Annotated in this window: 19 protein-coding genes and 1 tRNA gene; 15 read left to right on the plus strand and 5 right to left on the minus strand. The window is 54.7% G+C overall.

The annotated features are described in order from the left end of the window. Positions 1–28: 28 nt before the first annotated feature. From GA0061071_RS11900 to GA0061071_RS11910, 3 genes are all read right to left on the minus strand, one after another. Positions 29–970 carry a sugar kinase gene (locus GA0061071_RS11900; protein ID WP_061492560.1) on the minus strand — a complete coding sequence of 314 codons (942 nt, stop codon included), beginning with the start codon at positions 968–970 and terminating at the stop codon, positions 29–31. After that, on the minus strand, positions 963–1724 hold the full coding sequence (locus GA0061071_RS11905; RefSeq protein WP_088238285.1) for a sugar phosphate isomerase/epimerase family protein: 762 nt from the start codon (positions 1722–1724) through the stop codon (positions 963–965). The genes GA0061071_RS11900 and GA0061071_RS11905 overlap by 8 nt, the downstream gene beginning before the upstream one ends. A gap of 110 nt (positions 1725–1834) precedes the next feature. Continuing rightward, on the minus strand, positions 1835–2851 hold the full coding sequence (locus GA0061071_RS11910; RefSeq protein WP_061492562.1) for a LacI family DNA-binding transcriptional regulator: 1017 nt from the start codon (positions 2849–2851) through the stop codon (positions 1835–1837). Positions 2852–3080: 229 nt separating this feature from the next. Between GA0061071_RS11910 and GA0061071_RS11915 the strand changes: the two genes are divergently transcribed. Continuing rightward, positions 3081–5411 carry a molybdopterin guanine dinucleotide-containing S/N-oxide reductase gene (locus GA0061071_RS11915; protein WP_088238286.1) on the plus strand — a complete coding sequence of 777 codons (2331 nt, stop codon included), beginning with the start codon at positions 3081–3083 and terminating at the stop codon, positions 5409–5411. Here GA0061071_RS11915 and GA0061071_RS11920 read toward each other — a convergent pair. Continuing rightward, positions 5374–5820 carry an N-acetyltransferase gene (locus tag GA0061071_RS11920; protein ID WP_088238287.1) on the minus strand — a complete coding sequence of 149 codons (447 nt, stop codon included), beginning with the start codon at positions 5818–5820 and terminating at the stop codon, positions 5374–5376. The two genes, GA0061071_RS11915 and GA0061071_RS11920, sit on opposite strands and share 38 nt — an antisense overlap. Continuing rightward, on the minus strand, positions 5801–6379 hold the full coding sequence (gene tag / locus GA0061071_RS11925) for a DNA-3-methyladenine glycosylase I (protein ID WP_088238288.1): 579 nt from the start codon (positions 6377–6379) through the stop codon (positions 5801–5803). Before tag ends, GA0061071_RS11920 begins: the two co-directional genes overlap by 20 nt. 149 nt (positions 6380–6528) lie before the next feature. Between tag and GA0061071_RS11930 the strand changes: the two genes are divergently transcribed. The 14 genes from GA0061071_RS11930 to bcsB all read left to right on the plus strand — a co-directional run bounded on the left by GA0061071_RS11930 (position 6529) and on the right by bcsB (position 24028). Further along, positions 6529–7218: an autotransporter domain-containing protein gene (locus tag GA0061071_RS11930; RefSeq protein WP_088238289.1), complete on the plus strand. Its 690-nt coding sequence runs from the start codon at positions 6529–6531 to the stop codon at positions 7216–7218. A gap of 241 nt (positions 7219–7459) precedes the next feature. Then, a complete protein-coding gene (locus GA0061071_RS11935) occupies positions 7460–8662 on the plus strand; it encodes an L-lactate MFS transporter (RefSeq protein WP_088238377.1) in 1203 nt (400 codons plus the stop codon). A 117-nt stretch (positions 8663–8779) separates the two neighbouring features. Beyond that, on the plus strand, positions 8780–9211 hold the full coding sequence (locus GA0061071_RS11940) for an organic hydroperoxide resistance protein (RefSeq protein ID WP_061492570.1): 432 nt from the start codon (positions 8780–8782) through the stop codon (positions 9209–9211). 219 nt (positions 9212–9430) lie between these two features. Next, positions 9431–11110, plus strand: a complete 1680-nt coding sequence (gene eptB / locus GA0061071_RS11945) for a kdo(2)-lipid A phosphoethanolamine 7''-transferase (protein WP_061492572.1) — start codon at positions 9431–9433, stop codon at positions 11108–11110. A 91-nt stretch (positions 11111–11201) separates the two neighbouring features. Then, positions 11202–11278: transfer RNA gene (locus GA0061071_RS11950), tRNA-Pro, on the plus strand. A 716-nt stretch (positions 11279–11994) separates the two neighbouring features. Then, positions 11995–13602 carry a dipeptide ABC transporter periplasmic-binding protein DppA gene (gene dppA / locus GA0061071_RS11960; RefSeq protein ID WP_061492574.1) on the plus strand — a complete coding sequence of 536 codons (1608 nt, stop codon included), beginning with the start codon at positions 11995–11997 and terminating at the stop codon, positions 13600–13602. A 135-nt stretch (positions 13603–13737) separates the two neighbouring features. Further along, on the plus strand, positions 13738–14757 hold the full coding sequence (gene dppB / locus GA0061071_RS11965) for a dipeptide ABC transporter permease DppB (RefSeq protein WP_088238290.1): 1020 nt from the start codon (positions 13738–13740) through the stop codon (positions 14755–14757). 9 nt (positions 14758–14766) lie between these two features. Next, positions 14767–15669, plus strand: coding sequence for a dipeptide ABC transporter permease DppC (dppC, locus tag GA0061071_RS11970; RefSeq protein ID WP_061492577.1), 903 nt, complete (start codon positions 14767–14769; stop codon positions 15667–15669). Between the two features lie 10 nt (positions 15670–15679). Continuing rightward, entirely contained in the window at positions 15680–16663 is a 984-nt protein-coding gene (gene dppD / locus GA0061071_RS11975; protein ID WP_061492579.1) for a dipeptide ABC transporter ATP-binding protein, read from the plus strand. Further along, positions 16660–17673, plus strand: a complete 1014-nt coding sequence (dppF, locus tag GA0061071_RS11980) for a dipeptide ABC transporter ATP-binding subunit DppF (RefSeq protein WP_088238291.1) — start codon at positions 16660–16662, stop codon at positions 17671–17673. Before dppD ends, dppF begins: the two co-directional genes overlap by 4 nt. A gap of 619 nt (positions 17674–18292) precedes the next feature. Continuing rightward, on the plus strand, positions 18293–18829 hold the full coding sequence (bcsO, locus tag GA0061071_RS11985; protein ID WP_061492583.1) for a cellulose biosynthesis protein BcsO: 537 nt from the start codon (positions 18293–18295) through the stop codon (positions 18827–18829). Next, entirely contained in the window at positions 18820–19623 is an 804-nt protein-coding gene (gene bcsQ / locus GA0061071_RS11990) for a cellulose biosynthesis protein BcsQ (RefSeq protein ID WP_061492585.1), read from the plus strand. The genes bcsO and bcsQ overlap by 10 nt, the downstream gene beginning before the upstream one ends. A gap of 17 nt (positions 19624–19640) precedes the next feature. Beyond that, on the plus strand, positions 19641–21755 hold the full coding sequence (gene bcsA / locus GA0061071_RS11995) for a UDP-forming cellulose synthase catalytic subunit (RefSeq protein ID WP_088238292.1): 2115 nt from the start codon (positions 19641–19643) through the stop codon (positions 21753–21755). Then, positions 21752–24028, plus strand: a complete 2277-nt coding sequence (gene bcsB, locus GA0061071_RS12000; protein ID WP_088238293.1) for a cellulose biosynthesis cyclic di-GMP-binding regulatory protein BcsB — start codon at positions 21752–21754, stop codon at positions 24026–24028. The genes bcsA and bcsB overlap by 4 nt, the downstream gene beginning before the upstream one ends. Positions 24029–24041: the final 13 nt, after the last annotated feature.

A 24041-nucleotide genomic window follows, 5' to 3' on the forward strand; every position in this document is an offset into this window, starting at 1 on the left:
GTGAGTTGCGATAAAACGGGCGCTAACGTTATAACGCCCCGAGTTGTTCACGCGTTGGCAATCCCTCGCTGTCTCCCGGCACCTGTATTGCTAGTGCGCCAATAGCATTACCCCGACGCACGGCGTCAGGCAGGGATTTGCCTTCCAGCAGGGCGCTGATCACGCCCACGGCGAAGCCATCTCCGGCACCGACGGTGTCCACCACGTTTTCCACTTTTACCGGCGCGACCGCTCCCTGTTCGCCGCTGGCCGTTTTAAACCACGCGCCATCCGCCCCGGTCTTGATCACCACTGCCTTCACGCCGTGTTGCAGGTAGAAATCAGCGATACCTTCAGGGGTACGCTGGCCGGTGAGAACGATGCCCTCTTTGAGCCCCGGCAGCACCCAGTCGGCCTGAAAAGCGAGATGGTTCAGCTTCGTTACCATTTCCGCCTCGCTACGCCATAGCACCGGGCGCAGATTAGGATCAAACGAGATGCTCTTACCCTGCGCTTTCATGCTCCGCGCGGCATGGTCCAGTAATGCATAAGAGGTGGTCGACAATGCCGCCGCTACCCCGCTCAGATGCAGATGACGTGCCTGGTGAAAGGCAGCGGCATTAAAATCTTCTGGCGACAGGTGACTGGCAGCGGAACCTTTACGGAAATACTCGACGATGGGATCGGTTCCATTTTCAGCTTTCGATTTCAACTGAAAACCCGTTGCGTAGCGCCCGTCGAGGGTCACACCGGTACTATCGATTCCCTCTTTACGCAATGTGTTGAGAATAAAATGGCCAAAGCTGTCATCGCCAACACGGCTGACCCAACTCACTTTTAACCCAAGCCGTGCCAGCCCGGTTGCGACATTCAGTTCCGCGCCGGCCGCGCGTTTAATAAACTGCGTCGCATCAGCAAGCGTGCCGGTTTCGGTGGCGACAAACATCGCCATCGCTTCACCGACAGTGATCACATCCAACGGGTTATGCATGGCGTGGCTCCTCACGTAATAAGTTGACGTAATAACGGGTGACGTCGATGGGGGAATCCCCGGTAAGCGGGAATTCAATACCGCGTGGCGCATCGGCGGGTAAGGCATTAAGCAGGGCTAACCAGCGAGGGTCGGCCTGGTCCGGCGGCACCGCGCGAAAACGTTCGCCATCGGCGACGGCGGCTTTGACATGGATATAGCTGACGGCGGGAGCAAGCTGGCGGGCGGCCTGTTCAGGCGCATCTCCTGCCCATAACCAGTTGCCGGTATCAAAGGTCAGCGTGACCGGCAAAGCTTGGGCCTGGCAGGCTGCCTGAAAACGTTGCATCGCCGCCAGTGTGCCGCATGCTGTTTGATCGTTTTCCACCACCAGCGCAACCCCACTGCTCGCCAGCCAGTCGCCCAATGTTGCCAGCACGGAACTGTCCTGAAAATGACCGAGCGAGACTTTAAGCCACAGCGCGTTCAGCAAGCGTGTTTCTTCCAGCAGCGCGGGTAAACAGGGATTGAGCGCCCCATCTGCCAGGCACAGCGGCTCGGGAGCAGAATAACAGGCCAGCAGATTGTTGACTTCGACGGCGAACGCCAGCGAAGGCAGATGCGCCAGTTCCTCGTCGCTCAGCAGTTCGCGGCGGATTTCCACGCCGTCGGCACCCGCATTGGCAATGATCGGCAGGACGGCAATCTGCCCACCCTGCGCGTGAAAGTAGTCATGGCCGTAGGCGGTGGTGACGACGATAATTTTTCTTGGCATAGTCCGGCTCCAGGCATCGACATTGCGTTCAACTGCCTTTAACGCTAGATGGAACCGGTTCCAAAGAAAAGATCACAATGGTGAAATTATGATCGCCATCACGAAGGTTATTAGCGGGATGTGGAGCCGCGAACGATCAGTTCACCGGAGAAAACCTGTTCGCGCACCGTGTCGCTGTGGCCTTCAATACGGCGAACCACCTGCTCTACGGCAGCATAACCGATTTGCCAGGTTGGCTGTTTGAGAGTGGTGATACCCACTCCTGCCAGCTCGGCCCACTCCAGTTCATCAAAACCGAGCAAACCGATATCGCTGCCCCAGTTCAGACCAATGCGCTTCAACGAGCGGGCAACCTGCAGGGTAAGCGCGCCGTTGGCGGAGATGATCGCTTTACGCATTCCCCGGTGGCTGGCATGAAACTGGCGCAGAGTATTGTCCATTTGCGCGGCTTCATGCAGCGGCGTTTCGGCGTTTTCCGCCACCATACCTGGGTAGCGGGCGAGGGTGGTGTGAAAGGCGCTCAGCCGCTCGCGGCGGGTATTCACCGTGCCCAGCGGTTCGCTCAGAAACAGCAACGCTTCAAAACCCTGTTCAATGAGATGTTCGGTCGCGGTGGTGGCGGCTTGCGTGTTATCCAGCCCGACAACATCGCAGGCAAAGTCAGGGATTTTGCGATCGATTAACACCATTGGCAGCGACGATTGTTGCAGGCGATTCAGCCCCTCTTCACGCATCCCCACCGCGTTGACCACAATACCTTCCACCTGGTAACTGCGCAGAAGATCGAGATAGTGCAGTTCCTGATCCACTTCGTTGTTGGTGTTACACACCAGCGGGGTGAACCCCTTTTCACGGCACGCCGCTTCGATGCCGCTTAACACATGCACGGAATAGGGATTGGTGATATCGGCGATGATCAGACCGATAAGGCGCGTGCGCCCGCGTTTCAGTCCGCGCGCCATCAGGCTTGGGCGGTAATCCAGTTCGGCGATCGCCTGTTCAATTCGCGCCAGCAGATTGTCGGAAAGCAGGTGTTTTTCACCGTTCAAATAGCGGGAAATACTGGTTTTGCCCGTTTTCGCTGCTTTTGCGACATCGCTGATGGTGGCGCGCGTCGTTTTCGCCATGATTGCTTCCCTCGCCATGAACGTGAATATGTGCCCACACCTTAGCGCGAAATGGCGGGCAATCAAGCACTAAGATAAGCCCTGCACGTTGCTTATCACCCGCAGTGAGGGTGTCATGACGTTTAATTCTTTGCTATCTCGCCGCCGCCGTGGATGATAGAACGCAAAGAAGGATACATTCAAAGCGGCGAACAATCGCCGCCACCTGCAAGCTATTCAGGAGCGCGCTTTGGCAAACCCTGCTATCAAAACGATTCTAACGGCAGCCCACTGGGGGCCTATGCTGGTCGACACTGACGGTGAAAAGGTCCTCGCGTCCCGTGGCGCACTGCCAACCCGTCACCCCAACTCACTGCAAACCGTGGTGCAGGATCAGGTACATAGCGAAACGCGTGTGCGCTATCCAATGGTGCGGAAAGGTTTTCTGGCCTCGCCCTCAAACCCGCAGGGTGTCCGTGGGCAGGATGAGTTTGTACGCGTGAGTTGGGACGAGGCGCTGGAGCTGATTCATCGACAGCATAAACGTATTCGCGACACGTACGGGCCGGCGTCCATCTTTGCCGGTTCCTACGGCTGGCGCTCGAACGGTGTGCTGCACAAAGCGGCGACGTTGTTACAGCGGTATATGAGTCTGGCAGGTGGCTACACCGGGCATCTTGGGGATTATTCCACCGGGGCCGCGCAGGCGATTATGCCGTACGTCGTCGGCAGCAACGAAGTGTACCAGCAGCAGACCAGCTGGCCGTTGATCCTTGAACACAGCGATGTGGTGGTGCTGTGGAGCGCTAACCCGCTCAATACGTTGAAGATTGCCTGGAACGCCACCGATGAGCAGGGCATCCCTTACTTTGACGCGCTGCGCAAAAGCGGCAAGCGGGTCATCTGCATCGATCCGATGCGCTCGGAAACCGTCGACTTCTTCGGTGAGAGTATTGAGTGGATTGCCCCGCACATGGGCACGGACGTGGCCTTAATGCTCGGTATCGCCCATACGCTGGTGGAGAATGGCTGGCAGGATGACGACTTTCTCTCCCGTTGTACCGTCGGTTACGACACGTTCGCCACTTACCTGACCGGTGAGCGCGATGGCGTGGCAAAAACTGCTGAATGGGCAGCGAATATTTGCGGCATAGAGGCGGCTAAAATCCGCGAACTGGCCACCATTTTCCACGAAAACACCACGATGCTGATGTCGGGGTGGGGGATGCAGCGCCAGCAGTTTGGCGAGCAAAAACACTGGATGCTGGTCACCCTCGCTGCCATGCTCGGGCAGATTGGCACCCCTGGCGGGGGTTTTGGTCTCTCTTACCATTTCGCGAATGGCGGTAACCCGACGCGACGTGCAGCGGTGCTGGCATCCATGCAGGGTACGGTGAAAGACGGTGTCGATGCGGTGGATAAAATTCCCGTTGCCCGCATTATTGAGGCGCTGGAAAACCCCGGTGCGCCGTACCAGCACAACGGGATGGATCGCCACTTTCCGGATATCCGCTTTGTCTGGTGGGCAGGCGGCGCTAACTTTACCCACCATCAGGATACCAACCGGCTCATCCGCGCCTGGCAGAAGCCAGAGTTGGTGGTCATTTCCGAATGCTTCTGGACGGCGGCGGCGAAGCACGCCGATATCGTGTTGCCCGCTACCACCTCGTTTGAACGCAACGATCTGACCATGACCGGCGATTACAGCAACCAGCATCTGGTGCCGATGAAACAGGTCGTCGCGCCGCAGTATGAAGCGCGGGATGATTGGTCGGTGTTTGCTGAGTTGAGCGAGCGTTGGGAAGCCGGCGGCCGTGAGCGTTTTACGGAAGGGAAAAGCGAACTGCAATGGCTGGAGACGTTTTATAACATCGCTGCACAGCGCGGAGCCAGCCAGCACGTGACGCTGCCGCCATTTGATGCATTCTGGCAAGCCAATCAGTTGATTGAGATGCCGGAGAGTGAGCAGAACGCGCGCTTCGTGCGCTTTGGCGATTTCCGCCGCGACCCGCAAGCGAATCCGCTGAAAACGCCGAGTGGGAAAATCGAAATCTTCTCGCAACGTATCCAAAGCTTTGGTTATGCGGATTGCCCGCCGCATCCGATGTGGCTGGAGCCGGACGAATGGCACGGTAACGCCAAACCGCAGCAGTTGCAGGTGTTATCTGCGCATCCGGCGCATCGCCTGCACAGTCAGCTCAACTTTAGCCGCTTGCGTGAGGAATATGCCGTCGCAGGCCGCGAACCGGTGACCATGCATCCACAGGATGCCCGGGCGCGGGGCATTGCGGCGGGCGATGTGGTGCGTGTGTGGAATGGGCGCGGCCAGGTGTTGGCCGGTGCCGTGGTGACTGAAGGCATTAAGCCTGGCGTTATCTGCATTCATGAAGGTGCATGGCCGGATCTCGACCCGGCGGCGGGGGGCATCTGTAAAAACGGTGCGGTGAACGTGCTGACCAAAGATTTGCCCAGCTCGCGTCTGGGCAACGGTTGCGCGGGTAATACGGCGCTGGCATGGGTAGAGAAATACCAGGGCCCGCCGCTTACGCTGACGGCGTTTGTTCCGCCTGCCAGTTCATGATCCACGTCGGGTGGTGTGTTTCTTCCTGCCATGCGCTGTCTTCAATACGAAAACCCTGCGCATGGTAGAAGTTCACCGCCCGTTCGTTTTTCTGATACACCTCAAGGCTTAGCCAGGGAAAGCGCTGTTTGGCATGATCCATCAGCGCCTTACCAATTCCCTGGCCTATGGCGGTAGGGCGCACGAACAGCGCGCCAATAAATTGCGCATCCATAACGCTGATAAACCCTTCCAGTGTCCCGTTTTTTTCCCATACCCAGGTTTTCGCCGACGGAAGGTAAGCGTCGCGCACCAGCGCTTCGCTTTCGTGCCAGTAGCGCACCTCAATAAACGGATGCGCATAGATGGTGCTTTCCAGCCATAAGTTCAGCAGCGGTGACAGATCCTGACTACGCCACGCGCGGATCATGCTGTCCCCCGGGGTGGCAGAGGCAGCCGGTAATATGATCGTTAACCAGACCGCAGGCTTGCATAAAGGAGTAACAGATGGTGGTGCCGACGAATTTGAAGCCGCGTTTTTTTAGCGCCTTTGATAATGCATCTGACGCGGGTGTTGACGTTGGGATTTCACTCAGTGCCGCAGCGCTTGTGATTTGCGGTGTGTGGTCGACGAAGCCCCAGACAAAATCTGAAAATGATTCGCCGTTTTGCGCCATCGACAGGTAGGCGCGGGCGTTGCCAATGATCGCTTCAATCTTGCCGCGATGGCGAATAATTCCGGCATTTTGCAGCAGATTTTCCACATCCTCAGCCGTCATTGCTGCCACACGTTCAGGGTCGAACTGATGGAACGCGTTGCGGTAATTTTCGCGTTTTTTCAATACGGTGATCCATGACAACCCGGCCTGTTGCCCTTCCAGGCAGATCATTTCAAACAATTTTTTGCCGTCCTTTTCCGCAACTCCCCACTCCGTATCGTGGTAAGCAAGATAGAGCGGATCCTGAGTGACCCAACCACAACGTTGCATAGTGTTACTCCGTTCGCGATATATTCAAATAATCGTCAGCCTGTCTTGACGAGTGTGTTAAAAAGGCAATAGTTAAATAAGGGTTATAGACCCGCCAAAAACGATAACTATTACGCCGGATCCGGCTCTTTTTCTGGAGTCGCATATTGATGAGAATAACCAATAGTGGCCTCTCGCTTGCACTGGTGCCTGTCTGTCTCTTTTTTTGCCAGGCGGCAATAGCCTGGCAGCAAGAATATTCTGTTACCGGGCATCAGAGTACGCCGCCTGAACGCTATATCTGGGATAGCGAACGCCAGCCGCGCTACAACGACATTCTGGAAGAGCGTATCCGCTCCACGCAGAATTCGCCGGGCATTGCTTTTAACCTGCCAGATGACACACCGCTGGATGCCACTAATACCATGAGTGTGGGGCTGAATTTCCCGCTGGCGCGTGATGTGACAACGGGGCCGGTAGCGGTGTGGCATTACGATGGTTCAATGACTTCAATGTATAACGAATTCGGCGACAGCGCGACCACCATGCAGTACAGCGATCCGCTGTGGCATGCCAGCGTTAGCTCGCTGGGATGGCGCCTGGATAGCCGCTTCGGCGATCTGCGCCCGTGGGCGCAAGTTAGCTATAACCAGCAAGTTGGCGAAAACGTCTGGAAGAGTCAGTCCGGCGTTTCCCGTCTCACTCCCGCTAATCAGTACGGCAACTGGCTGGATGTCTCCCTCGGGGCAGATATGCTGCTGAGCAGACACCTGGCTGCCTATGCGTCGATGTCGCAGTCAGAAAATGAGACCCTCGGGCAGAATTACCTTTATAGCATGGGTGTAAGTGCGCGTTTTTAAGTGTATTTAAAACAAATATTTTACACTTGAGAAACAATAACGGCGCGTGTTCTGTCGATAGTATGCACTAACTCGCATAAGCAAATGGCGACGGTGAATTTTCACTGTGCCGTTCATTCCCGTACAGATGCATTTCATTCCCTCCTTACTGCATTTCATGCCTTTTTCACCCTGGCATGAAATGCGCTTCGTTATGGTTGTCTGCAGTGAATTCTTTTTTACTTTCTGCAGGACGACTGCCATGAATACTTCAACTGTTAATCGCACGCGCTGGCTGACGCTGGTCGGCACTATCATTACGCAATTTGCGTTAGGGTCTGTTTATACCTGGAGTCTGTTCAATAGTTCGCTGGCGGAAAAGCTGGATCAGCCGGTAAGCCAGGTGGCTTTCTCCTTTGGTTTGCTGAGCCTGGGTCTGGCGCTCTCGTCGTCTGTGGCCGGTAAATTACAGGAACGTTTTGGTGTAAAACGCGTCACGATGGCCTCCGGGATCCTGCTTGGTATGGGTTTCTTTCTGACAGCACACTCCCATAGCCTGCTGATGTTGTGGCTCAGCGCAGGCGTGCTGGTCGGGTTGGCGGACGGCGCAGGTTATCTGTTAACCCTCTCCAACTGTGTTAAATGGTTCCCGGAACGCAAAGGGCTGATTTCGGCCTTTTCCATTGGCTCTTATGGTCTTGGCAGTCTGGGATTCAAATTTATCGACAGCCACCTGCTTGCCACCGTTGGTCTGGAAAACACCTTTATGATCTGGGGGGCGATGGTGCTGGTAATGATTGTGTTCGGTGCCACCTTGATGACCGATGCTCCACTGCAGAAAACCGCCTCCGTCAACGGTGTTGTGGAAAATGACTTCACGCTGGCGCAGTCAATGCGTAAACCGCAGTACTGGATGCTGGCGGTGATGTTCCTGACCGCCTGCATGAGCGGCCTGTATGTGATTGGTGTGGCGAAAGATATTGCGCAGGGCATGGTGCATCTGGATGTGGCGACAGCTGCTAATGCGGTGACGGTGATTGCCATTGCCAACCTGAGCGGCCGCCTGGTACTGGGGATCCTGTCTGACAAGATGGCACGTATCCGCGTGATCACCCTCGGCCAGGTGATTTCGCTGGTGGGAATGGCGGCACTGCTGTTCGCACCGTTGAATGCCACAACGTTCTTCGCCGCTATTGCCTGTGTTGCGTTTAACTTTGGCGGCACCATCACCGTGTTCCCGTCACTGGTGAGCGAGTTCTTCGGCCTGAACAACCTGGCGAAAAACTACGGGGTGATTTATCTGGGCTTTGGTATTGGCAGTATTTGCGGTTCGATTATCGCCTCGCTGTTTGGCGGCTTTTATGTCACTTTTTGCGTTATCTTTGCCCTGCTGATTGTGTCGTTGGCGCTGTCGAGCACCATTCGTCAACCGCAACGCCGCCTCTATAAAGAAGCCCATGCCTGAATCGTCTTCGCTGTCTGAAAACCGCCGCTGCAACGGCGGTTTTTTTGTCCCTACCGCAAATTTCCGCCAGAGCGACTATCCTTACTTGTCAGGTTCTTCCAACAGAAGGAGTCTTACATGTCTTTAGAAAAAGTAGTTTACCGTGCGAAAGCCAAAGCAACCGGAGGCCGTGATGGTCGCGCGGTCTCTTCTGATGGTGTGCTGGATGTGAAACTGGGTGTGCCGAAGGAGATGGGTGGGGCAGGCGGCGAAGTCACCAATCCGGAGCAACTCTTTGCTGCGGGCTACTCTGCCTGTTTTCTTGGCGCACTGAAACACGTTGCCTCGGTAGAGAAAAAGAAAGTACCGCAGGAGGCATACATTGAGGGACAGGTAGGCATTGGCCCGTTGCCGACCGGCTTTGGTATCGAAGCGCAACTCGACATTCACCTGCCAGGCATGGATCATCAGGAAGCCGAAGCGCTGGTGCAAAAAGCGCACATTGTTTGCCCCTACTCCAATGCAACACGCGGTAACATTGACGTTAAGCTTAACGTTATCACCTCCTGATAACCGCTTTCAGTGACATTTTTCTGACGCCGACCTGATATTTTTGTAAATATGTGGTCGGCGAGCACTCCCGGTTGACACTTTTCCGCCCCGCTATGGTCTACTTACCGCGCTTTAGAAGTTTCCTGTGTTAACTTCCACCGCGACATATTAGCCTGCATCCGTTACTGGTCGACGTTTGTCAGGAGCGTATTCTTCCCCTTTACCAGGGTTGTTTGCATGAGTTACATCAAAACGATGACCCAGCAGAAGCTGAGCTTCTTTCTGGCGTTGTATATCGGTCTGTTTATGAATAGCGCAGTTTTTTACCGTCGGTTTGACGGTTATGCGCAAGCGTTCACCGTTTTGAAAGGACTCTCTGCGGTAGTCGAACTTGTTGGTACGGTACTGGTCACGTTTTTCTTACTGCGTGTGTTGTCGTTATTCGGCCGTCGCGCCTGGCGTGTACTGGCCTCGCTGGTCGTGTTGTTCTCCGCCAGCGCCAGCTTCTATATGACCTTCCTCAACGTGGTGATTGGCTATGGCATTATTGCCTCAGTGATGACCACCGATATCGATTTATCGAAGGAAGTGGTGGGCTGGCGGCTTATTGTCTGGGTGGTGATGGTCAGCGCGCTTCCGCTGCTGTTTATCTGGAGCAACCGCTGCCGTTATACCTTACTGCGCCAGTTGCACACTCCGGGGCAGCGCCTTCGCAGCGTCACGGTGGTGGTGCTGGCGGGGTTAATGGTCTGGGGACCGATTCGCCTGCTCGATATGCAGCAAAAAGATGACGAGAAAATCTCTGGCGTCGATATGCCAAGCTATGGCGGCGTGGTGGCGAACTCCTATTTACCGTCGAACTGGCTCTCTGCACTCGGGCTCTATGCCTGGGCGCAGGTGGATGAATCCTCGGACAATAAATCGCTGATAAACCCGGCGACAAAATTTACCTACGTGGCGCCGAAGGGCATCGACGATACCTGGGTGGTGTTTATTATCGGTGAGACCACGCGCTGGGATCATATGGGCATGCTGGGCTACTCCCGTAATACCACGCCGAAACTGGCGCAGGAGAAAAATCTTGTCGCGTTTCGCGGTGAGTCTTGCGATACGGCGACAAAACTCTCGTTGCGCTGCATGTTTGTCCGTGAAGGCGGTGCGGATGATAACCCGCAACGCACGTTGAAAGAGCAAAATGTCTTTTCTGTACTCAAGCAGTTGGGATTCACCACTGATTTATATGCAATGCAAAGCGAGATGTGGTTCTACAGCAACACAATGGCAGATAACATTGCCTACCGTGAACAGATTGGCGCGGAGCCGCGCAACCGCGGCAAAAGCGTGGATGACATGTTGCTTATCGATGAGATGCAACGCTCGCTGGACAATAAGAAAAATGGTAAGCACATGATTATCTTGCATACCAAAGGGTCGCACTTTAACTACACCCAGCGTTATCCGCGCAGTTTCGCGCAGTGGACACCGGAGTGTCAGGCCTCGGGTAAATGCAGCAAAGAGGAGTTGATTAACTCGTATGATAACTCGGTGACCTATGTAGATTCCTTTATCGATACGGTGATCGATAAGCTGCGTGACCGTAAAGCGATTATCTTCTATGCCGCTGACCATGGTGAGTCTATTAACGATAAAGAGCACCTGCACGGTACGCCGCGTAAAATGGCACCACCAGAGCAGTTCCGCGTGCCGATGATGGTGTGGATGTCGGATAAGTACTTACAGGATCCGGACAAGGCGAAGATGTTTGCTCAACTGAAGCAACAGGCGGAGTACAAGACTGCGCGCCGCCACGTTGAACTGTATGACACCATTATGGGATGCCTCGGTTACACCTCGCCGAATGGCGGGATAAACGAGAACAACAACTGGTGCCATCTCCCGGCTCAGCCCGCGAAGTAAGTGCTCTGCTGGCTTTATCATCAGTCAGTACGCTTTTTTACATTAAGGGATTGACGGAGCATGTTGGGGGCAGTAAGATGCGCCCCGCATTCGGTGATTGGCGCAGCCTGGTAGCGCACTTCGTTCGGGACGAAGGGGTCGGAGGTTCGAATCCTCTATCACCGACCAAATTCAGAAAAACCCAACCGGAAGGTTGGGTTTTTTGCTTTCTGCCTTTGAAAAATTTGCCTGAGTACGGCTTCATCTTCTCTTTCCGCGCTGAACGATCCTGTCGGCAGGGTAATCTGACCTACCGATACAAACGAAACCGGACAAGGGCGTCTGAAATCGCCCTTATCCTCACTTCTCACTGCCAGCTCCCTGTTTTGTGAGATATTCCATTGTATTTTTTTATATATAGATGAATCTTTTTTCGCGTTGCTTATAGATAGAGTCAGCATATTACGCTGTGCGTTTTAACGTTCTCGGTATTAATCGCTCATATATTCAGCATTCCGTAAGAATTTTTTCATAATCTGGATGAATGTTAATCACTGGATACTTGCTGATAGCAAGGTGATTATTCTGTCATCATGGCGGTAGCACAATTTTCTCTGCTGAAAATAGAGGCTTGAAGTTTTTTTAAACTTTGTCTGCGGATTCTCACCGCCGGTGTAAATCCCGGTTACCTGTATTGACGTTTTGACATTCTGTTGACAGATTGTAGGGCATGAGGGGCATTTCAAGGAGAATCTGTACTGCAACTCAGTCAACCTTGTGAAAGGAATCCCCATCTCTCATAACGCCCTCGGGCACTACCGACCAGACCGGGTAAAAAACTAATAAAGGCCTGTCGGATATACCCATGCATGGGTAACAACACATATCACATTGGAGCAGAATCAATGAGTATTTCCTTGAAGAAGTCAGGGATGCTGAAGCTCGGTCTTAGCCTGGTGGCAATGACCGTCGCGGCCAGCGTGCAAGCAAAAACCCTGGTTTATTGTTCTGAAGGTTCGCCTGAAGGCTTCAACCCACAGCTTTTCACCTCTGGTACTACTTACGATGCCAGCTCAGTGCCGATCTATAACCGTCTGGTAGAATTTAAAACCGGCACCACTGAAGTCATTCCGGGTCTGGCTGAAAAGTGGGAAGTCAGCGCCGATGGCAAAACCTACACTTTCCACCTGCGTAAAGGCGTGAAGTGGCAGAACAACAAAGATTTCAAACCGACGCGTGAATTCAACGCTGACGACGTCGTGTTCTCTTTTGATCGTCAGAAAAACGCGCAAAACCCGTACCACAAAGTCTCTGGTGGCAGCTACGAATACTTTGAAGGCATGGGGCTGCCAGACCTGATTAGCGAAGTGAAGAAAGTCGACGATCACACGGTGCAGTTCGTGCTGACGCGTCCTGAGTCGCCGTTCCTGGCTGACCTGGCAATGGACTTCGCTTCCATCCTGTCCAAAGAATACGCAGACAACATGCTGAAAGCAGGCACCCCGGAGAAAGTTGACCTCGATCCGATCGGTACCGGTCCGTTCCAGCTGCTGCAGTACCAGAAAGACTCCCGCATTCTGTACAAAGCGTTTGAAGGCTTCTGGGGTACCAAGCCGAAAATTGACCGTCTGGTCTTCTCCATCACGCCTGATGCCTCTGTACGTTATGCCAAACTGCAGAAAAACGAATGCCAGGTTATGCCGTACCCGAACCCGGCAGACATTGCGCGCATGAAGGAAGACAAGAGTATCAACCTGATGGAGCAGGCGGGTCTGAACGTCGGCTACATGTCTTTCAACACCGAGAAAAAACCGTTTGATGACGTGAAAGTGCGTCAGGCGCTGACTTACGCAGTGAATAAAGAAGCGATCATCAAAGCGGTGTACCAAGGCGCGGGCGTTGCGGCGAAAAACCTGATCCCGCCGACCATGTGGGGCTATAACGACGACGTTAAAGATTACACCTACGATCCTGAGAAGGCGAAACAACTGCTGAAAGAAGCCGGTCAGGATAAAGGCTTTACCGTTGAGCTGTGGGCGATGCCGGTACAGCGTCCGTACAACCCGAACGCTCGCCGTATGGCAGAAATGATTCAGGCTGACTGGGCGAAAGTCGGCGTGCAGGCCAAGATCGTCACTTACGAGTGGGGTGAATACCTGAAGCGTGCGAAAGCAGGCGAACACCAGGCGGTGATGATGGGCTGGACCGGCGACAACGGGGATCCGGATAACTTCTTCGCCACCCTGTTTAGCTGCGCTGCGGCAAAAGATGGCTCCAACTACTCCCGCTGGTGCTATAAACCGTTTGAAGATCTGATTCAACCGGCGCGTGCCACCGACGACCACAACAAGCGTATTGAACTTTACAAACAGGCGCAGGTAGTGATGCATGACCAGGCTCCGGCGCTGATCGTGGCACACTCCACCGTTTACGAGCCAGTGCGTAAAGAAGTCAAAGGCTACGTGGTTGACCCATTAGGCAAACACCACTTCGAAAACGTGTCTGTCGAATAAAAAGCACGAAGCTTTACCCCCTCTTCCCTCCGGGGAGAGGGGGTAAGCGTATTTCCTGCTTGCAGGGAATTTACATTTGTGAGCAATACAGATGCATCGTCGCCAGGCGCTGCGTCACTACTGAGAATCCGGGTTATGTTGCAGTTCATTCTCCGACGTTTGGGGCTGGTTATCCCCACGTTTATCGGTATCACCCTTCTCACCTTTGCCTTTGTCCATATGATCCCCGGCGATCCGGTGATGATCATGGCAGGTGAGCGTGGTATCTCTCCTGAGCGTCACGCCCAGTTGCTGGCCGAGCTTGGGCTCGACAAGCCGCTCTGGGAACAGTACGTCCATTATGTATGGGGCGTATTGCACGGTGATTTAGGTCTCTCTCTTAAGAGCCGTCTTCCGGTGTGGGACGAGTTCGTGCCGCGTTTTAAAGCGACGCTTGAACTCGGCATCTGCGCCATGATTTTTGCCGTTGCCGTGGGTATTCCGGTCGGCGTTATGGCTGCCGTGAAGCGCGGTTCCATTTTCGATCACACCGCAGTGAGCCTCGCGCTGACCGGTTATTCGATGCCTATCTTCTGGTGGGGCATGATGCTTATCATGCTGGTATCCGTGCAACTCAACCTGACACCGGTCTCCGGGCGTGTCAGCGATATGGTGTTCCTCGACGACAGTAACCCGCTCACCGGGTTTATGCTGATCGATACCGCCATCTGGGGGGAAGAGGGGAACTTTATTGACGCCCTCGCGCATATGATCCTGCCGGCAATTGTGCTCGGTACGATTCCACTGGCGGTGATTGTGCGTATGACGCGCTCCTCAATGCTGGAAGTGCTGGGTGAAGATTATATTCGTACCGCGCGTGCAAAAGGGCTGACCCGTATGCGCGTGATTATCGTTCATGCCCTGCGTAATGCGATGTTGCCGGTGGTGACGGTTATTGGTCTGCAAGTCGGCACGTTGCTGGCGGGCGCTATTCTGACCGAAACCATCTTTTCCTGGCCGGGCCTTGGCCGCTGGCTGATTGATGCGCTGCAACGCCGCGACTATCCGGTTGTACAGGGTGGGGTATTACTGGTCGCGACGATGATCATCCTCGTCAACCTGCTGGTCGACCTGCTCTACGGCGTGGTGAACCCGCGTATCCGGCATAAGAAGTAAGGGGCCATCATGTCACAAGTCACTGAAAATAAAGTTGTAACCGCACCGGTGCCGATGACCCCGTTGCAGGAGTTCTGGCACTATTTCAAACGTAACAAAGGCGCCGTTGTAGGGCTGGTTTACGTTCTTATCATGCTGATTATCGCCGTGTTCGCCAATTATCTGGCACCGCATAACCCGGCGGATCAATTCCGTGATGCGCTGCTCGCGCCACCGGTCTGGCAGGATGGCGGCACCTGGTCGCACATTCTGGGGACGGATGATGTGGGCCGCGATACGCTGTCGCGTTTGATGTTCGGCGCGCGCCTGTCGCTGCTGGTCGGTTGTCTGGTGGTGGTGCTGTCGTTGATTGCCGGTATCATCCTTGGCCTGGTCGCAGGTTACTTTGGCGGTGTTATCGACAACGTTATCATGCGTATTGTCGACATTATGCTGGCCCTGCCGAGCTTGCTGCTGGCGCTGGTTCTGGTGGCCATTTTTGGTCCGTCGATAGTCAATGCTTCGCTGGCGCTCACTTTTGTGGCGTTGCCACATTATGTCCGACTCACCCGCGCCGCCGTGCTGGTGGAGGTGAATCGCGACTATGTGACTGCCTCCCGCGTCGCCGGTGCGGGTGCGATGCGCCAGATGTTCGTTAACATTTTCCCGAACTGCCTTGCGCCGCTGATTGTTCAGGCGTCGCTCGGTTTCTCTAACGCCATTCTCGATATGGCCGCCCTTGGCTTCCTTGGCATGGGTGCGCAGCCGCCAACACCGGAGTGGGGCACCATGCTCTCCGACGTGTTGCAGTTCGCACAAAGTGCCTGGTGGGTCGTGACCTTCCCGGGCGTCGCGATCTTGCTGACGGTGCTGGCATTTAACCTGATGGGTGACGGCCTGCGCGATGCGCTCGATCCCAAACTGAAGCAGTAAGAGGTTCGAGATGGCGTTATTAAATGTAGATAAATTATCGGTGCACTTCGGCGACGTGGGCTCCGAGTTCCGCGCCGTAGACCGCGTTAGCTATAGCGTAAACCAGGGCGAAGTGGTCGGCATCGTTGGCGAGTCCGGCTCCGGAAAATCCGTCAGCTCGTTGGCAATCATGGGACTGATTGATTTCCCCGGTCGCGTGATGGCCGACAAGCTGGAGTTCAACGGCCAGGATCTGAAACGCATTTCGGAAAAAGAACGCCGCAGTTTGGTGGGCTCCGAAGTGGCGATGATTTTTCAGGATCCTATGACCAGCCTGAACCCGTGCTATACGGTCGGCTTCCAGATCATGGAAGCCATCAAAGTGCACCAGGGCGGGAATAAAAAAACCCGACGTCAGCGCGCGATTGACCTGCTGACGCAGGTGGGTATTCCCGATCCAGCCTCGCGTCTGGACGTTTACCCGCACCAGCTTTCTGGAGGGATGAGTCAGCGTGTCATGATCGCGATGGCGATAGCCTGCCAGCCAAAACTGCTGATTGCCGATGAACCGACCACCGCACTGGATGTAACGATTCAGGCGCAGATCATCGAACTTTTGCTGGAGCTTCAGCAAAAAGAGAATATGGCGCTGATCCTGATTACCCACGATCTGGCGCTGGTGGCGGAAGCGGCGCACAAAATCATTGTGATGTATGCAGGCCAGGTAGTGGAAACCGGCGAAGCGCGCGATATCTTCCGTGCGCCGCGTCACCCCTATACGCAGGCGCTACTGCGCGCGCTGCCGGAGTTCGCGCAGGACAAAGCCCGTCTGGCGTCATTGCCTGGTGTGGTGCCGGGCAAATATGACCGCCCGACCGGTTGCCTGCTCAACCCGCGCTGCCCCTATGCAACGGACAAATGCCGTGAGCAAGAGCCTGAGCTGAACACCGTCGACGGCGGCCGTCAGTCTAAATGCCACTACCCACTCGATGACGCCGGGAGGCCGACACTATGAGTACGCACGAGGCCACCTCGCAACAGCCGCTGTTGCAGGCTATCGACCTGAAGAAACACTACCCGGTGAAGAAAGGGCTGTTTGCCCCGGAGCGCCTGGTCAAAGCGTTGGATGGCGTTTCATTTACGCTGGAGCGCGGTAAAACCCTCGCGGTGGTGGGCGAGTCTGGCTGTGGTAAATCCACGCTTGGTCGTCTGCTGACGATGATCGAAACCCCAACCGGGGGGGAACTCTATTATCAAGGTCAGGATCTGCTTAAGCACGATCCGCATGCGCAAAAGCTGCGCCGCCAGAAAATTCAGATCGTTTTCCAGAACCCGTATGGTTCGCTGAACCCACGTAAAAAAGTGGGGCAAATCCTCGAAGAGCCGTTGCTGATTAACACGGCTCTGAGCAAAGAAGCGCGCCGGGAAAAAGCGTTGGCGATGATGGCAAAAGTCGGCCTGAAAACCGAGCATTACGATCGCTACCCACATATGTTCTCGGGTGGGCAGCGCCAGCGTATTGCCATTGCCCGCGGCCTGATGCTCGACCCGGACGTGGTGATTGCCGATGAACCGGTCTCCGCGCTGGACGTTTCCGTGCGTGCGCAGGTACTGAACCTGATGATGGATTTGCAGCAGGACCTGGGGCTGTCTTATGTGTTTATTTCTCACGATCTGTCGGTCGTTGAGCACATTGCCGATGAAGTGATGGTGATGTACCTCGGCCGCTGCGTGGAGAAGGGCACCAAAGATCAGATCTTCTCCAATCCACGCCATCCGTACACGCAGGCGCTGCTGTCGGCAACACCACGTCTGAACCCGGATGAGCGTCGCGAGCGTATTAAACTGACCGGTGAGCTGCCAAGCCCGCTGAATCCACCGCCGGGGTGCGCATTTAACGCCCGCTGCCGTCGCCGTTTTGGTCCCTGCACCCAGTTGCAGCCGCAACTGAAGGACTACGGCGGTCAACTGGTTGCCTGTTTTGCGGTTGACCAGGACGAGAACAGCGAGAAACCGCTGGCATAAACATCGCTGTAACGTACTGCCCGGTAACGTCTATTTACCGGGCTTTTTTTATCCTTTCCCCACTCTGGCGATAATCTTAAAAACTGAGTAAAATTCCGGTTTATTTTAAATATTTCCAAAAAACTGCCAAAAAAGGTAGTTTCGGAATAAGTCCAGCAGTAAGAACGAGTTAGATTAATTACGGCTTTTTTAACTGCAAATTTTTATTTCAAAATATTTCGGTAAGTAATAAAAAATTAAACCAATAGTTATTTATCGCAGTTTGTTATTCTATTGATTTAATTAAAATTAATTCAGAAATATATAAATTTTATTTAAGTTGATTTATTCATCTGTTGATGACGCTTTTTTATAGTCGTAAATGCTGTAATGGTAATTGTGAAAAAAAAAGATAGCACATGTATAGAGAATATTTATATATTTGCTGGAAATTAACAGTGTGTTAGCGCCGCTACAATTTAAACCGCAAAAACAGGCTGTGGATAATAGAAAACGCGTTATCACGTACCCGCGCACGACAGCACCGCGAAAATAAAAAATCATACGACTACCTATACCAGGTCACTAAGATCATGGCGGTGGTGGGTACAATATTTTTTTGTAAATCATGAGAATAACTATGAATCATTACGATGATTTGCAGAGGTTCAAGGACAAGACTCGTAACCAGAAACACGATTTCAAGGATCTCTCTGCACAGCACTTAGCACACGACCAGGGCAGTTGGACCATTATTAATCAGCTTTCTCCTGCAACCGAAACCTCCACGCTGGCAATGGGCGGTCATGTGTCCGTTCCGGTTCCTCATGCCGTTGAGCCCGATCTCTTCGCCATCAACGCCGAAGAAGAGGCTCCGCTTGCCGTTCCGGTTCTCCGTGACGTGACGCCTGTGCCGTCGGCCTCCATTTTTAAAGATGTCGCCAGCCAGCTTGATGCCGTCGCGCCCGCGTTTAACGCTGCGGCGAATCTTCCGGAGCCAGACAGATATGCGCCGGTGATGCAAATGCCAGCACCGCGAACGGTCTCTGGTGGATCGTCTTCAGAGCCCGCAAATTTTGCCCGACTCTTTGCGCCAAAAGCACCAGAAGCGGAACCGGCCATTGAAAAAAATCAGCCCTTACAATCGTTGTTAGAAAGGATCGCGTCATGCCGTTAATTTGTGTTTGTTCGCCGAAAGGCGGCGTCGGAAAAACGACGCTGACGGCTAACCTGGCGTATGCTCTTGCCCGTTCTGGCAGCAAAGTTCTGGCGCTGGACTTCGATGTGCAAAATGCGCTGCGTCTGCATTTCGGCGTGCCACTCTCTGACGGGCGCGGTTTCGTGGCGAAGGCAGCGGAATCCTCCGACTGGAGCCAGTTTGTCCTCACGGCGGGCGGCAATATTTTTGTTCTGCCGTATGGTGATGCCACTGAGGAAGAGCGTGTCGCGTTTGAAGAGCGTCTGACTCACGACGAACACTTCCTGACGCGCGGGCTGAATACGCTGCTTAATTATCCCGGTCTGATTATTGTTGCCGACTTCCCTCCCGGGCCGTCGGCGGCATTAAAAGCCATGTCGCGGCTTGCCGATGTGCATCTGGTTACGCTGCTGGCGGATACCGCATCGCTCTCCCTGCTGCCACACATTGATAATAACCGCCTGACGGGTGAAGTCCTCAACCGTAGAGCCGGTCACTATTTTGTGGTGAATCAGAGCGACAGCCGCCGCCAGATCAGCCGCGATGTGACGGCATTTATGGAGCAGCGCCTGGGCAATAAGCTGCTGGGTGTCCTGCACCGGGATGAGAGCGTTGCGGAAGCGAATGCATCGCAACAGTCCATCTTTGACTTCAGTCCGGCCTCCGCAGCGGCATTTGATATTGAACTCATTGCCAAACGCGTCGCCGGTATTTTAGGCGTCAAGATCGGCGACGGTACCGTTCACAGTAAACCTAAGATGTCTGGCTTCTAACGCTCACGGGCACCCCCATGAAAAAGTTTCTTTATATATTGCTGGCGCTGGCAATGGTTCCGGTTGCCCTTTTAGTGGTCATTACGCCGATGGACAGCCAAAAACAGTACATTTTTGGCCTGATCAGTATCGGTATTTTATTTCTGCTCGGCTTCAGCAAAAAGCGCAGCATCTCACTGATTATGGTAGTGATGTCGATATTGCTGTCGACGCGTTATATGTATTTCCGCCTGACGCAAACCCTGCATTTTAATTCCGAAGTCGAAACGATCCTCGGTATGGGGTTATTTCTGGCGGAAGTCTACGTCTGGGTGATGCTGCTGCTCAGCTATTTGCAGACCGCATGGCCGCTGAAGCGTGAAATCGTCCAGTTGCCGGACGATATGAACCAGTGGCCGACCGTCGATATTTACATTCCAACCTATAACGAACCGCTGGACGTGGTGCGCGACACGGTGCTGGCGGCGCAGTGTATTGATTACCCGCGCAACAAGATGCAAATCTATCTGCTCGACGACGGTAAACGTCGCGAGTTTGCGGTATTCGCCGCCGATGTGGGCGTAGGCTATATCACCCGTAATGATAATGCGCACGCCAAAGCCGGTAACCTGAACCACGCCATGAAACTCACCAACGGCGAGCTGATTTGCGTGTTCGACTGTGACCATGTGGCCACCCGTATTTTCCTGCAGGCGACAGTGGGTGGGTTCCTGAAAGATCCGAAACTGGCGCTGGTGCAGACGCCGCATTACTTTTACTCTCCCGATCCGTTCGAACGTAACCTCTCGCTGGGGCGAGATATCCCCAACGAAGGCTCGCTGTTTTATGGTCCAATCCAGCGGGGGAATGATAACTGGAACGCCACATTCTTCTGTGGATCCTGTGCGGTTATTCGCCGCAGCGCGCTGGAAGAGATTGGTGGTTTCGCCGTCGAAACCGTGACGGAAGATGCCCACACTGCGCTGAAAATGCAGCGTCTGGGCTGGGGCTCGGCATTTCTTGATATTCCACTGGCGGCAGGCCTGGCCACTGAACGCCTGGTGCTGCATGTGATTCAACGTACCCGTTGGGCTCGTGGTATGACGCAGATTTTCCGCCTCGACAACCCGCTGTTTGGCCGCGGGCTAACCATCCAGCAGCGGTTGTGCTACCTGAGCGCCATGCTCTATTACCAGTTCGCGCTGCCGCGCATCGCGTTTTTAACCGCGCCGCTGGCCTATCTGCTGTTTAACCTGAACATTATTCACTCGTCGGCGAGCCTGGTATTCGCGTATGCGCTGCCGCATCTGTTCTTGTCGGTCTACGTCAACTCGCGGCTAAACGGGCGTTACCGTTATAGCTTCTGGGGGGAGATCTACGACATCGTGCTGGCGTTCCACATTGTGCTGCCGACGGTCGTCACCATGTTCTTCCCGAAACGCGGGAAATTTAACGTGACCGATAAAGGCGGCCTGTTAAACGTTGGCTACTTCGACTTTAGCGTAGTGCGTCTGCATTTGATTATCGCGGTGTTACTCGGCGCGGGTGTGATAGCCGGTCTCGCGCGCGCCTTTGCCCATGACTATTTTGGCGTGGATCCGCGCGTTATCGCCCTGAACGTCGGTTGGGGATTGTACAGTCTGATCTTCCTGCTGGCGGCCATCGCCGTGGCGCGTGAAACGCGACAGACACGCAAAACGATCCGTATCGATGTGGATATTCCGGTGTTGCTGCATTATGCCAGCGGCATCACCTCGCGCAGCAAAACAGCAGACTTGTCGATGGGTGGCTGTCGCGTTATCGCGCCGGATGACCGCCATCTGAACGATGAAATCGAAGAAGTGGAGCTGCTGTTGCAATCGGGGGCGATCAGTATCCCGGTCAACACGGTGGCCAGTGACGAAGAGTATATCCGCCTGATGTTTGATGATATTCCGCTGTCGCGCCGCCGCGAGCTGGTGCGGGTGGTGCTTTCCCGCGCCGATGCATGGATTCACCCGCCGAAACCGCAGGACAATCCGTTCCGTTCGATGGCCACCATTGTGCGCTGCGTGTTTGATCTGTTCTGGATGACCTGGACATCGCGCCGCGAAAACCGACGTCTGCGCGCTGAACAAGCGGCCACTGCGGCGTCTGAAGAGGGGCGAGTATGAAACGTCTGACCACGCTGGCGGTGCTGGTGAGCGCGCTGTTTATCGCCCCGTTGCACAGTGAAGAAACCCCGGTTGAGTCGCTGTTGCCACTCAACCTGCCCGCGCCTACACAGGCGCCAACGCCGCCGACTTTTGTCCCCTCGGTGGTGAACAATATCAGCATTGCGCAAATGGGCCTGCCACAGGGCATCACCCTAAGCGGCGGGCAATTCCAGGGCGGAGTGGATTTTACCCTGCCGCTGGACCAGGTGATGACCAATGCCCGACTGGCGCTGAATTTAAAAATTTCCCCGGCAATGGCGGCGCGTAACGCCACGCTGCAACTGATGCTTAACGGTCAGCCATTGGGCACCGTACCGCTGAGCGCCGCCGAAGGGGATATCGCTCGTTATCAACTGGATGTTCCGGCTGCGTTGATGGTCTCCAGCAACAGCCTGAGCGTGAAAATTAATGACGGTGACGCGATGCAGTGTCAGCGCGACCTGAGCGACAAATACCGTGTCACTGTGCTACCGGATTCGCATTTTGAACTGGAAGGGCAACAGCTGGATATCGGTGCGGATCTGAGCCACTTCCCGCGTCCGTTCTTTGACAGCATGCAGATGACGCCTGCGGCTATCGCTGTGGCGTTTGGGCCAAAACTTAGCGCAGATACCATTAGCGCGGCGGCATTGATCGCCTCATGGCTGGGGATCCTGGTGGATTATCGCGGCGTCTCTTTTGCGACGTATCACGATCGTCTGCCGGAGAAAAACGGCATCCTGATCGGTCATCCCGGCGAGCAGATCGGCGGCCTGACGCTGCCGCAAACCACGCAACCACTACTGAAAATTGTCGATAACCCGGCGAACCCGGTTTACAAACTGCTGCTGGTGGTCGGGAAAGACGATACCGAATTGCGTGCTGCGGCCTGGCGTTTAACGCGCGGTAACTTTGCCGCACAAACGCCGTCCGTGGAGGTGGAGGCGCAAACTATTCCGTTGAGCAAACCGTATGATGCACCACGCTGGATCCCGACGGATCGCCCGGTGAAATTGACGGAGTTGATCCGCAAAGATCAAAGCCTGACTACGACCGGGATCTGGCATTCGCCGTTGCAGGTGGCGTTTCGCGCAGCGCCGGATCTCTTCCTGTGGGACGGAGAAACCATTCCGCTGCATGTCGGCTACCGCTTCCCGACGGAAAACTGGATTGATGAGCAGCGCTCATGGCTGAGTATGACCCTGAACGACGCCTTCCTGCATAACCTGCCGGTTAACAAGCAGGGCGCGCTGGAGACGTTGTGGCACAAACTGGGTGGCGATGCGCGGCAGGAGTCGTTTGATATGCCGCTGGAGCCATATATGATTTACGGCGACAACCAACTTTCGCTCTATTTCAACATCGTGCCGAAAGAGAACGCGCCGTGCAGCACGTTGCTGAATAACAACATCAAAAGCCGCATTGATGACGACTCGTGGATTGATTTGAGCCACACCCGCCACTTTGCCCTGTTGCCGAACCTCTCTTACTTTGTCGGTGCCTCTTTTCCGTTTACCCGACAGGCAGACTATTCAGAAACGTTGCTGATGCTGCCCGCACAACCGACAGAGACGCAAGTCGCGACCCTGCTGGATATGACAGCGCGCGCCGGGAATGCTACCGGCACTGCGCTTGGGCATAACCGTGTGGTACTGGGTCTACCGACCGATAGCGAGCTGATGCGCGACCGCGATGTGCTGGCGGTTACCGGTATGGACCAGCACGCGTTTAACCGCGCACTGTTGGCGAACTCACCGTTTACTCTGCACGACAGCACGCTGGGCGTCCGCGAGCCGGGGAGCTGGCAGAAAATCCGCCGTTGGATCAGCGGCGACTGGGCGTCGCAGGGCATTGAAGCCGACCGCTACTTCTCTTCTAACGAAGCGTGGCGCGGTTTTGTCAGTTTCCGCTCACCGTGGAATGACGAACGGCTGGTGGTGCTGGCATTAGGTAGCAACGACGAGCAACTCTCCCGATTGCACGCTGACCTCAGTTCCGCGCGCATTAATGCCGGGATACGCGGCGATGCGGCCATCATTACCAACGAAACCGGCGTGCGCAGTTTCCGCGTGGGCGAGCAATTCCCGAGCGGTGAAATGCCGGTGCATATGATGGTGATTTGGTATGCCAACCAGCACTCAGCGTTGCTGGCGATCCTCGGGTTGCTGTTTGGCTCGCTGGTCGGCGGGGTGCTGTATATCACGCTGAAAAAACGCGAGCGTAAACGTCTTGATCCGGAGAGCGACAAGTGAAAAAGGTCACCAC

Origin of the sequence: Kosakonia oryzendophytica (genome assembly GCF_900094925.1) — a bacterium.
Classification (GTDB): Bacteria; Pseudomonadota; Gammaproteobacteria; order Enterobacterales; family Enterobacteriaceae; genus Kosakonia; species Kosakonia oryzendophytica.